Below are 10,482 nucleotides of genomic sequence, written 5' to 3' on the forward strand. Positions count from 1 at the left end.
CAACATGTAACTTTTTGTCATGTGTGTGCCTGATTAAACTGCTCGGGTATTTCTAATCCTGAGTTACCCGTTCATGACTTCCCTCGCTGCCCCCACCCTCGCGGCCGCAGCCAAACCCACCGCCATCACCCCACCCGTATTCGGCCCGCGCATCATCATCGGCCTGGTCGGCGTGTTGTTGGCGGTGCTGGTGTCCGGTCTCAACGAGATGGTCACTAAGGTGGCCCTCGCCGATATCCGTGGTGCGCTTTACATCGGTTTTGACGAAGGCACCTGGCTCGTCGCGGCCTACACCGCCACCTCGGTCGCGGCAATGGCCTTTGCCCCCTGGTGCTCGGTGACGTTCTCCCTGCGCCGCTTCACCCTGTGCGCCATAGCCCTGTTCACCGTACTCGGGACCCTGTGCCCCTTCGCGCCGAACTACGAAAGCCTGTTGCTGCTGCGCACCGTGCAAGGCCTGGCCGGTGGCGCGTTGCCGCCAATGCTAATGACCGTGGCGCTGCGCTTCCTGCCGGCCAACGTCAAGCTGTATGGCCTGGCCGGCTACGCGCTCACCGCTACCTTCGGCCCGAGCCTTGGTACACCATTGGCGGCGCTGTGGACCGAATACGTCGGCTGGCAGTGGGCGTTCTGGCAGATCGTCGCGCCATGCCTGCTGGCGATGGCGGCCGTGGCCTATGGCTTGCCCCAAGACCCGCTGCGCTTGGAGCGCTTCAAGCAGTTCAATTGGCGCGGTCTGCTGCTGGGCTTCCCGGCGATCTGCATGCTGGTGATCGGCATCCTGCAAGGCAATCGGCTGGACTGGTTCGAGTCGGGCCTGATCACCTTTTTGCTGAGTGGCGGCTCGCTGCTGCTGGTGCTGTTTATGCTCAATGAATGGTCGCACCCGATGCCGTTTTTCAAGTTGCAGATGCTCGGCCTGCGTAACCTCTCGTTTGCTTTGATCGTGCTGGCAGGCGTGCTGATGGTCCTGACCTCAGTGATCATCATCCCGTCGAGTTTCCTCGCCCAAGTCCAAGGCTATCGACCGCTGCAAACCGCGCCAGTGATGCTGCTGATGGCGTTGCCGCAGTTGATCGCGCTGCCGCTGGTGGCCGCGCTGTGTAACCTGCGCTGGGTCGATTGCCGCTGGGTGCTGGGGATCGGCTTGAGCATGTTGGTGCTGTGCTGCATCGGCAGCGCGCACCTCACTTCGGCGTGGATCCGCGACGATTTTTACGGCCTGTACGTGCTGCAAATCTTTGGGCAGCCCATGGCTGTGTTACCGCTGTTGATGCTGTCCACCGGCAGCATTCAGCCACAGGACGGCCCGTTCGCTTCGGCCTGGTTCAACACCGTCAAAGGCCTGGCCGCCGTAGTCGCCACCGGCGTGCTGGACGCGCTGACCACCCAGCGCCTGCACTTTCACTCGACCATGTTGGTGGATCGCCTGGGCAATTCGCCCCTGGCCGACGGCGACGCGCCGGGCCTCGCCCATCGGCTGCACGAGCAGGCGGTGGTGCTCACTTCTTCGGATCTTTATTACGTCATGGGCGGTGTCGCCGTGGCGTTGATCCTGCTGATTTTCTGGATGCCCACGCGGATCTTCCCGCCTCGCGCACCGACCTAGCCACAAGGACTTTCCATGAAACGCAAAGACAAAATTGCCGTCTCCGTCATCACCGTATTTGCCGTCGGTGTGCTGTTCTATCTGGTCGCGCCAGGCTTGCTGGGCAGCAAGCATCAGAGCACTAACGACGCGTTTGTTGCGGCAGACTTCACCCTGGTTGCCCCGCGCGTGGCGGGTTTTATCAAGGAAGTGCTGGTGGAGGACAACCAGCGGGTTAAGGCCGGCCAGTTACTGGCGCTGATCGACGACCGTGATTTTCGCGCCGCCGCCCAGGCCGCTGATGCGGACACATTGGTTGCCCAGGCCCAGCTGAAAAACGCCACCGCGACCCTGGAACGCCAAAGCTCGGTGATCGCCCAAGCCCAAGCCACCGTCGCGGCGGATCGCGCCGAAATGGCCTTCGCCGAGCACGAACTGAACCGCTACAACCACCTCGCCGGTGTGGGCGCCGGTACTGTGCAAAACGCCCAGCAAGCCAAGACTCGCATCGACCAGGCCACCGCACGCCTGGCCAATGCTACGGCGGTGCTGGCGGCCGAACGTAAGCAGGTGGAGATTCTCAACGCCCAGCGCGATGCGGCTGAAGGCGGGCTCAAGCGTGCCCAGGCTGCGTTGGAGATGGCCAGCTATCAGCTGTCCTACACGCGCATCGTTGCGCCGGTGGATGGCATGGTCGGCGAGCGCGCCGTGCGGGTCGGCGCCTATGTGACGCCGGGCAGCAAGATCCTCGCCGTGGTGCCGTTGGCGCAGGCGTACGTGGTGGCTAACTTTCAAGAGACCCAACTCTCTCACATGCGAGCCGGCCAAGCCGTTCAGGTGCGTGTCGACAGCCTCGACGGCGAGCTGCTCAACGGCCATCTGGAGAGCCTCGCACCCGCGACTGGGGTGACCTTCGCCGCGGTCAAACCGGACAACGCCACGGGTAACTTCACCAAGGTGGTGCAGCGCATTCCGGTCAAAATTGTGCTGGAGCCCAACCAGCCGCTGACCGAGCGCCTGCGCGTCGGCATGTCGGTGGAGGCCAGCGTCGACACTCAGCCGGTCGCACGTCAGCGTGAGGTTGCCCAGCAATGAAACGAGTTGCCTGGCTCACCCTCAGTTTGATCAGCCTGAATGCATGCACCGTCGGCCCGGATTTTCAGCGCCCGCAGAACGCTCAAGTGACGCAATGGAGCGCACCCCAAGGCCGCCAAGCCGACAGCCGCGCGGTCAGCGACCCGCTCCAGGAGCGTTGGTGGGACGTGTTCCACGATGCACAACTCTCGGCCCTGACGCGCCGCGCCCTCACCGATAACCTCGACTTGAAACTGGCCAGCAGCCGTCTGGAACAAAGCCGCGCCGTGCGCCAGGTGACCACTGCCGAGCGTTACCCCAAGGTTGATGCCACGGGGGCTTACCAGCGCAAACGCAACAGTGGCAAAGGCTTGAGCGACCCGTCCGGCGAGAATGGCCGCGCGGCGTTCAGCCAATGGGATTCGGGTTTCTCCGCCTCCTGGGAGCTGGATTTCTGGGGCCGGGTCAAACGCGAAACTGAAGCCGCCGATGCCACCTTGCAAGTCGCCGAAAACGACCGTCGTGCCGTGCTGCTCTCGGTGCTGGCCGAGACCGCCCAGGACTACATCCAACTGCGCGGCGTGCAAAATACCCGCGCGGTGACCGAGCAAAACCTCGACGTCGCACGCCATAGCCTCAAACTGTCGCAACTGCGGCTCGCCGATGGCGTCGCCACCGACCTGGACGTGGCCGAAGCCGCCGCCCAAGTCGCCGCCATCGAAGCGCGCCTGCCGGATTTGCAGCAACGCCAGGACCAGTTGATCAACGCCCTGAGCCTGCTGATGGGCGAGCCCCCCCAAGCCCTGCACGCGCAGTTGTCCAAGGACGCCGCGGTACCGCAGACCCAGCGCCAAGTTGCTATCGGCCTACCGTCGGAGCTTGCCGAACGCCGTCCGGATATCCGCCAGGCTGAAGCTCGCTTGCATGCCGCCACCGCCAACATCGGCGTGGCCAAGGGCGATTTCTATCCGCGTATCACCCTGTCCGGCAGCCTCGGTTCACAGGCCATGCAACTGTCGGATTTCGGCTCCTGGGGCTCACGCGCCTTTGCCTTCGGTCCACAGTTCAGCCTGCCGCTGTTCAACGGCGGGCGCCTGCAAGGCATGGTGAATCTGCGCGAAGCCCAGCAACAGGAAGCGGCGCTGGCCTATCAGCAAACCGTGCTGCGCGCCTGGCATGAAATCGACGACCAACTGACCCGCTACAACGCCAGCCAACTGCGCCGCGACAGCCTGGCCGAAGCCGTGCGTCAGAACCAGATCGCCCTGACCACCGCGCAACATCAGTACGTGGAAGGTGTGGCAGATTTCGTCAATGTCCTCACCGTGCAAAGCGCGTTGCTGGCGACGCAAGAGCAGTGGGTGGAAAGCTCGACCGGCGTGTCGTTGGCGATGGTGGGGTTGTACAAGGCGTTGGGGGGAGGATGGGAGTCGGTGTATCCGCTGCAAGCTGTTAACCGATGAACTCACGAAGTCGAGAGTAGGAAGGCTCTCTATTTTGGCGCGGGCCAAAAAATCGGGAACGCGAGCAGTACTGTGGCGGGCTACTCCTTAAAGAGCCCTCGCTATGTCCATTGCTGAAAACCCTTACGCACCGCCGCAAGCCGATCTCACCCTCGCAGCGGCCCGGCCCGCTGCCTTTTTTGTGGTGGCCCACCGCAAGCTGCTGGTGATGATGCTGTTGTCCTATGGCCTTTATGGCTTTTACTGGTTGTATAAGCACTGGGATACCTATCGCAGCGCTACTGGTGCCAGAGTGCTGCCTGTGGTTCGGGCATTTTTTTCAATTTTTTTTGCTTATTCGCTCGTCCTGAAAATCAAGCGGGCGCTCGATTTGAAAGATGCGTCCTATCGATGGTGGCCTCGTTGCTTCGCCCTGGGCTGGATAGGCTGCGCCTTTTTACCCTATACCTACATCTGGTTTGTATCGCCTTTGACGGTAGTAAAAGTGGGTGTCTGCTTCACCATTGTTCAGGTTGCCCTGATGGTGCAGATTCAGCTTGCGGTGAACCACCTTGAGGATGATCCAAAAGGCACAGCCAACAGCCGTTTTACATGGGCCAACGGAATTTGGATCGTCATAGGCGTGAGTTTGTGGGCGCTGGGAATAGCGTCTGCGTTCCTTACCGCTTAGTAGACGTGAGCTTGCTCGCGAAGGGCCAGCAGTCGCCGCGTGCATGCAGAATGCACGCGTATTTGTTGATGTTTTTCTAGCGTTCATCAGCGGTTCTGCAAAAACACTACATACCCCCGAAACCACTCACTCCCCTTCAAATACTTCGGCTCCTCCCACGCCCCGCCCTGGATCAAACCAATCTTGAACGCCAGCCCCAACCGATTCATACGCGGTAAATACGCCGCGTAATCCGGGATGCTGTGGCGGCCTTGATACGTTTGCACCACCACCTCATCCACCACGCCCTTGAGTTGGGCGATGGCGGCCGGGTCGGCGTTGCTGCTCCAGTCCATCAGGCCGGTGATGCTCAGGCGCAGGTCGGCGGGCAGGCGGTGGCGCAGGTCGCGCAGGAAGTCGGCGTATTCGTGCAGGTATTGGGTGCGGGCGTCGAAGTCGATCTGGATACCGACCACCGGGTTGCCCGCGTCGCGCCAGCGTTGCACCTGGCCGAGCAGTTGGGTGTAGACCCGTTCCGGCCAATGCAGGGTGTGGGCGCGGTAGACCACCCAGACTTCACCTTGAGTGATGCGCGGCACGCTGATGCCCTGGGCGATAAATTGCACGCTGCGTTGGGGCGCGCGGCGCGTTGAGTTGATCTGGCCCTGGAGGATGTACAGGGTTTTCGCCTGTTTGAGTACCGGCTGGGGCGTGACGCCGCTCCACAGCCAGAAGGCGTCATAGTCGCGAGCGTCGACGGCGGCGAAGGCCGGGCTTGCCAGCAACAGCAAGCCCAGCCACAGCTTTTTCACCAGTAGTACTGCAGGGATTTGCCCCACTGGGTGTCGCCAAACCCGGTCTTGAGTTGGCGGAACCAGGCTTTGCGCACAGCCGGTTCCACGTCCTGGCCGCCGCAGCTGTTATAGCCGGCCGGCGCGTAGCAGTTGATGGCGCGGAACAGCGCGTAAGCCTTGTCGTTCTTCGGCGCCTTGGCATTGGCGATGACCTGCTTGTAACCGTCGAGGCGCGAGAAGGTTTCTCCTTTGAAGTCCGACGCGGTGCTGCCCAGGCTACCGGCGGCGCGGGCCTGCTCCAGGGGCATGCCGTCCAAGTTGTTGCGCAGGATGAACTCGCCGAAGCAGTTCAGGGCTTGCGGGTTTTTCGCGTCAGCCTGCAACGCCGCTGCGGTTTGCGCGATGCTCGGGCAGGCGTAGCCGGATTCGGCTTTGTCACCGCTCCACTGGAACAACTTCAGGGTCTGGTTGCCGCTGTAGACATAACCCAGGCTGGTGCCCAATTTGTCCTCAGTGGGCGAGGCGGGCAGTTGCTTGAGATCTTCGGCGAAGGTGGCGTACTGGCCGCGCAGCAGGTCTTTATAAAGCAGGACGAATTGCGCGGTCTGGCGCTCCAGCGGATCGCTGGCCTGGGCGATCTGCTGGCGCAGTAACTCAGGCCCGGCGACGTTGCGCAGCAGAATGTAGCGCACCTGCTTGGCACTGATGGGCGAGTCGCTGGCAAACACCTTGGCTAATTGGCCGCTGCGTTCGTAGTTCATGGCCAGGGCCAGTTCCAGTTGGTCACGTTGCAATGGCAACTTGGCCTGAGCGAGCAGTTTCAGCCACAGTGCTTCGGCGCTTTTCCAGTCCTTTTTTTCTTCAAGCGCCAATGCACGCAGGGTCTGTTGGCTGAAGGCGAAGTAATCCAGTTTCGACGGCATATCCTGGGGTAGGTGCTTCAAGGCGGCGTCGGGCTGATGCTCGACGTACAGCGCAAAGGCCGCCTGCAGGTAGTCGTACAGTGCTGGCGTGTTGGCAAACGTGGCTTTCTGCTGGGCGAGGGCTTCGCGGGTCAGGCGTGGCGGAGTGTTGGCGCGCATCAGCATCAGATCGGTGACGGTTTGCAGCAGCGGCTCTTTGAGGTTGGCGCTGTTGACCATCAGCAGCTTGAGGTCGGCTTCTTCCACCAGTTCGTCCACCGACACATTGCGTTGGGCGTCGGTGGCTTGGGTCAACTGCCAGGCGAAGTCTTCGGCCAGTTTGTCGTTGTCGTCCGCCAGCCAGTGCACGCGGCGCAGCAGGCCGTGGGCGGACGTCGCGTAAACACCTTGTGGATAAGTGTTCAGGTAGCCCAGAAACCCAGCTTCCGCCTGGCCCAGTGCAGACTTATCCACATGCTCAAGCTGCGGCATGCCGTACTCATCGAAGGCCTCAGCTTGAGCCTGGTTGAGTGAATTGCGCGCGGTCATGTACAGCGCGGTCTCCTTCAGCCAAGGGATCGTCGACAGGTTAGCGGCGGCGAATCCGCGTTCGGCGTCACTGAAGCGGCCGCTGTAGAAGTCAGCGGCGGCTTGCAGGTAGGTGCGAAAGAGCAGGCCGTGGGCTGACTCGATGGGATCGGTCACCACCTGGCCATCCCAATCGCAGGTGGTGAGCAATTGCAGGCGGGCCTTCACTAGCGCCGTGCGCTCGGTACTCGGCATGTCGGCGTTGATGACCTGGCTGATAAACGCGGTGGCGCTGTCATCGTCATTGCTGCGGCAGCGGCTGCCTTCGCCGTCGACGAAGGCTTCGCCAGCGGTCTTGTACTCTTCGCGCTTGATCCCCAGACCGGTCAACAAGGTGTCCAGCTCGGCGGTGGGCGATTGGTCGGAGTCGGGCTGCGTCTCTGCGCTTGAGGCGGGTATCAGGCGATACACCGGAAACGGCACCGGGCCAAAGCCCTGGGACAGATCATCTTCACTCAGCGCGTTGGGCGTCAGCGCCGCGTTCTTTTTGTCGGCCAGCAATAGGCGCAGGTTGGCCCGGCTGTCATTGCCAGGGCTCAGAAACGGTAGGTTGTTGCAGGGATCGAGGCTGTCACGTGACCCCCGCCAGTCCGGGTAGCACGAATCGTCTGAACTGGCCTGGGCCGGCAGGGAAATACTGGCCAGCAGGGCCAATGCCAGGGGTGACAGAAAACCGATGCGCATGACGTGTCCTTGATCCTGAGTCCTTGGAGGGAGGCAATCATAGCCTGATCCGACGCGTGCTTCGTTGAAGCCCTACACAAATTGCCGATTTGTCCGATTCCAGCAGCGACTCAGGGGCTTTTGTCCTAGAGTGGCGGGAGTTTGCACATGAGCAATCAAGGCAGTGGCAGGGGAATCGGGGTGCGTCGGTCTGTGGTAGAGCAAAATGAAAAGGTCGGGGCGTTGCCCGCAATCAACCGTCTCACGTGGGAGGGGGCTGCTTGGCTGAGCCGTCTTTGGTGGGTGCCGATCCTGGCGTTGGCCATGGCCCTGCGGTTTTATCACCTCACGTCGGCGGCGATCTGGGGAGATGAAGGTTCCAGCCTGCTGCTCAGCGAGTACGCCCTTGCCGACTTGTGGTTTCACGCCGCCCATGATGTCCACCCGCCGCTGTATTTCTTCCTGCTGCGCGGCTGGATCGAGCTGTTTGGCGACAGCATCTGGTCAATTCGCGGCATGAGCGCCATTCCCGGTGTCATTGCGGTGGGGCTGGGCATCTGGCTGACGCGGCAACTGTCCACCCGTCGCGCTGCAGTGCTGGCGGGCGTGCTGCTGGCGCTACTGCCGACCGCCGTGCGCTACAGCCAGGAAGTGCGCATGTATTCACTGCTCGGTGTGTGGCTGCTGGGTGCCACGCTGGCGTTGGTGTACTGGGTGCGCCAACCTGAGCGCACGCGATACATGGCGGTGTATGTACTGCTGATGAGTGCCGGGTTTTATACCCACTACTTCACGGCGCTATGCGTGCTGGTGCATTGGGCGTACCTGGGGCTGTTGAGTGCCGCCCCCGGTCAGCGTTTGATCAAGCGCCCGGCGTGGTGGGGCGCCAATGTCGTGATTGTGTTGCTGTACCTGCCCTGGTTGCCGAACTTGCTGGACCTGGTGCAACACGTCGACCAGCTCAAAGTGGGCGGTGACATTGGCTGGGAAGAACCGGTCAACCTGCTGTCCCTGCCGTCGATGATCTGGCAGTTCGTGCTGCAGGATGAAGGTGTTGGTTTCTGGCCGCCGCTGTTCTGGCTGTTTCCGTTGCTGCTGGTCGCGGTCGTCGTGGTGACCGCCTGGCGCGACCGCGAGCGTTATCGACCGGCGAGCCTGCTGGCGTTGTTCTTTCTGCTGCCGCTGCTGCTGGTCTACGCCGTGTCGTTTATTTCACCGGTGTTTATCGAGCGGTATCTCACGGTGTACGCCCTGGCTTTGCCGATCCTGCTGGCGCTGGCCATCGAGCGTTTGTCGTGGCTGGGTGCGGCGGTGTTTGTACTGTTTGTGGGCGTGGAGCTGGTGGGGCTGAAGAACAACTTCGCTGTGGATGAACACGACCAGTTCAACGTGCCCGTGGAATTCGTCAACCGTAACTACCAGGAAGACGACCGCATCGTGCTCAGCGACATGATGTGGTACCTCAGCTACGTGTATTACGACCAGACCGATGCCCAGTTGCAGCTCTACACCCCGCCAAAACCCGATGGCACGCCGACCCGCCCCAACGCCTACGGCTTCGGCACCCTGGTGGACCAGGACGGTGGCCGTATATATCTCGACCACTTGTCGGCATTGCCCGAAGGCACCCGCCGCGTTTGGCTGATCAGCAGCAACGAAGCCCCGGACGATTTCGCCCCACTGCCTGCGGGCTGGCGCGAACTCAGCCGCCAGGACGGTGGTGGCGCCAGGGCGCGGTTGTTCGTGCTGTGCAACGCGCCATCGGCGCAACCCGAGGGCTGCCGCTAGACTCGTTTCAACCGCCTTTATCAGGAGCTCATCATGGAATCGCCTGTGCATAGCTTGTCGTCATTGTTCAAACAGCTGGGCCTGCCGGATGACCCGGTGAGCATCGAAAAGTTTGTGTCCGTTCACTCGCCACTCAAGTCTGAGCTGAATCTGGCGGACGCGTTTTTCTGGACGGGCAGTCAACGGGCGTTTTTGCGTGAGGAGATTCTGGAGGATGCGGATTGGGCTGAGGTGGTGGATGAGTTGAACTTGATGTTGAGGGGTGGGCGAGGAGGGCAGAAAGCTTAGGCAACACCGTCGGATGTGAAAAATCTGATGAAAGGATGAAGGATCTGTGTAGAACGCTCTGTAATCAAACTGCTCGGTGTTGCTGAGTGGGATAAAAATAGACCAGAATAAAGCACCTAATTGAGGTCTTTATTATGCAGATTGTCTTGGCCGATATGGCCGTCAGTGTTTCCGAACTTAAAAAAAACCCCTCTGCAGTGCTGAGTGGTGCGCACGGTGGCCCGGTTGCTGTGCTCAACCATAACCGTGTGATGGGTTACATGGTCCCCGCCGAAGTATTCGAAGCGATGATGGATCGTTTAGATGACTTGGAGTTGGCTGAACTCGTTCGTCAGCGTAGCCACGAGACGCCTGAGCCGGTGAACCTGGATGACCTATAAGCTTGAATTTCTGCCTTCGGCACGTAAGGAGTGGGACAAGCTCGGACACACATTGCGAGAGCAGTTTAAAAAGAAGTTGGCCGAGCGTCTTTTGTTGCCGCGCATACAGTCTGACGCGCTGCATGGAATGCCAGATTGCTACAAGATAAAACTCAAGGCTTCAGGCTATCGCTTGGTTTATCAGGTAATCGAGGCGCGTGTAGTAGTCGCGGTCGTCGCGGTAGGTAAGCGTGAGCGTAGCGATGTTTATGAGCGCGCTAAAAAGCGGTGAGTTTTGAAACGTCTGGGGGTATGTACGAAACCTG

Annotated in this window: 10 protein-coding genes; 8 read left to right on the top strand and 2 right to left on the bottom strand. The window is 61.0% G+C overall.

Annotated features, from left to right (window positions below; all coding sequences use genetic code 11):
• The first annotated feature begins 73 nt into the window (after positions 1 to 73).
• The 4 genes from AOA61_RS15660 to AOA61_RS15675 all read left to right on the top strand — a co-directional run bounded on the left by AOA61_RS15660 (position 74) and on the right by AOA61_RS15675 (position 4,795).
• Positions 74 to 1,609 carry an MFS transporter gene (locus AOA61_RS15660; RefSeq protein WP_099602098.1) on the top strand — a complete coding sequence of 512 codons (1,536 nt, stop codon included), beginning with the start codon at positions 74 to 76 and terminating at the stop codon, positions 1,607 to 1,609.
• Positions 1,610 to 1,624: 15 nt separating this feature from the next.
• On the top strand, positions 1,625 to 2,683 hold the full coding sequence (locus AOA61_RS15665) for an HlyD family secretion protein (RefSeq protein ID WP_099602099.1): 1,059 nt from the start codon (positions 1,625 to 1,627) through the stop codon (positions 2,681 to 2,683).
• On the top strand, positions 2,680 to 4,125 hold the full coding sequence (locus tag AOA61_RS15670; RefSeq protein WP_099602100.1) for an efflux transporter outer membrane subunit: 1,446 nt from the start codon (positions 2,680 to 2,682) through the stop codon (positions 4,123 to 4,125). Before AOA61_RS15665 ends, AOA61_RS15670 begins: the two co-directional genes overlap by 4 nt.
• 103 nt (positions 4,126 to 4,228) lie before the next feature.
• Positions 4,229 to 4,795, top strand: coding sequence for a hypothetical protein (locus AOA61_RS15675; RefSeq protein ID WP_099602101.1), 567 nt, complete (start codon positions 4,229 to 4,231; stop codon positions 4,793 to 4,795).
• A gap of 86 nt (positions 4,796 to 4,881) precedes the next feature.
• On the opposite strand, the gene AOA61_RS15680 is transcribed toward AOA61_RS15675, so the two are convergent.
• The gene (locus tag AOA61_RS15680; RefSeq protein WP_099602102.1) at positions 4,882 to 5,586 is read right to left on the bottom strand and encodes a DUF3142 domain-containing protein; all 705 of its coding nucleotides are present in this window, start codon (positions 5,584 to 5,586) and stop codon (positions 4,882 to 4,884) included.
• On the bottom strand, positions 5,583 to 7,742 hold the full coding sequence (locus tag AOA61_RS15685; protein WP_099602103.1) for an outer membrane assembly lipoprotein YfiO: 2,160 nt from the start codon (positions 7,740 to 7,742) through the stop codon (positions 5,583 to 5,585). Before AOA61_RS15685 ends, AOA61_RS15680 begins: the two co-directional genes overlap by 4 nt.
• A 180-nt stretch (positions 7,743 to 7,922) precedes the next feature.
• Between AOA61_RS15685 and AOA61_RS15690 the strand changes: the two genes are divergently transcribed.
• From AOA61_RS15690 to AOA61_RS15705, 4 genes are all read left to right on the top strand, one after another.
• Positions 7,923 to 9,509, top strand: coding sequence for a glycosyltransferase family 39 protein (locus tag AOA61_RS15690; protein ID WP_099602152.1), 1,587 nt, complete (start codon positions 7,923 to 7,925; stop codon positions 9,507 to 9,509).
• A 33-nt stretch (positions 9,510 to 9,542) separates the two neighbouring features.
• A complete protein-coding gene (locus AOA61_RS15695) occupies positions 9,543 to 9,797 on the top strand; it encodes a DUF2789 domain-containing protein (protein WP_099602104.1) in 255 nt (84 codons plus the stop codon).
• A gap of 134 nt (positions 9,798 to 9,931) precedes the next feature.
• Positions 9,932 to 10,177, top strand: coding sequence for a type II toxin-antitoxin system Phd/YefM family antitoxin (locus AOA61_RS15700; protein ID WP_095186332.1), 246 nt, complete (start codon positions 9,932 to 9,934; stop codon positions 10,175 to 10,177).
• A complete protein-coding gene (locus tag AOA61_RS15705) occupies positions 10,167 to 10,448 on the top strand; it encodes a type II toxin-antitoxin system RelE/ParE family toxin (RefSeq protein ID WP_099602105.1) in 282 nt (93 codons plus the stop codon). The genes AOA61_RS15700 and AOA61_RS15705 overlap by 11 nt, the downstream gene beginning before the upstream one ends.
• Positions 10,449 to 10,482 lie beyond the last annotated feature (34 nt).

The organism is Pseudomonas sp. 2995-1 (assembly GCF_002742505.1).
Taxonomy (GTDB): Bacteria; Pseudomonadota; Gammaproteobacteria; order Pseudomonadales; family Pseudomonadaceae; genus Aquipseudomonas; species Aquipseudomonas sivasensis.

Bases quoted from the DNA above. Each gene is read 5' to 3' on its own strand.
- AOA61_RS15660 (WP_099602098.1), top strand. From the start codon at position 74: ATGACTTCCCTCGCTGCCCCCACCCTCGCGGCCGCAGCCAAACCCACC.
- AOA61_RS15665 (WP_099602099.1), top strand. From the start codon at position 1,625: ATGAAACGCAAAGACAAAATTGCCGTCTCCGTCATCACCGTATTTGCC.
- AOA61_RS15670 (WP_099602100.1), top strand. From the start codon at position 2,680: ATGAAACGAGTTGCCTGGCTCACCCTCAGTTTGATCAGCCTGAATGCA.
- AOA61_RS15675 (WP_099602101.1), top strand. From the start codon at position 4,229: ATGTCCATTGCTGAAAACCCTTACGCACCGCCGCAAGCCGATCTCACC.
- AOA61_RS15685 (WP_099602103.1), bottom strand. From the start codon at position 7,742: ATGCGCATCGGTTTTCTGTCACCCCTGGCATTGGCCCTGCTGGCCAGT.
- AOA61_RS15695 (WP_099602104.1), top strand. From the start codon at position 9,543: ATGGAATCGCCTGTGCATAGCTTGTCGTCATTGTTCAAACAGCTGGGC.
- AOA61_RS15700 (WP_095186332.1), top strand. From the start codon at position 9,932: ATGCAGATTGTCTTGGCCGATATGGCCGTCAGTGTTTCCGAACTTAAA.
- AOA61_RS15705 (WP_099602105.1), top strand. From the start codon at position 10,167: ATGACCTATAAGCTTGAATTTCTGCCTTCGGCACGTAAGGAGTGGGAC.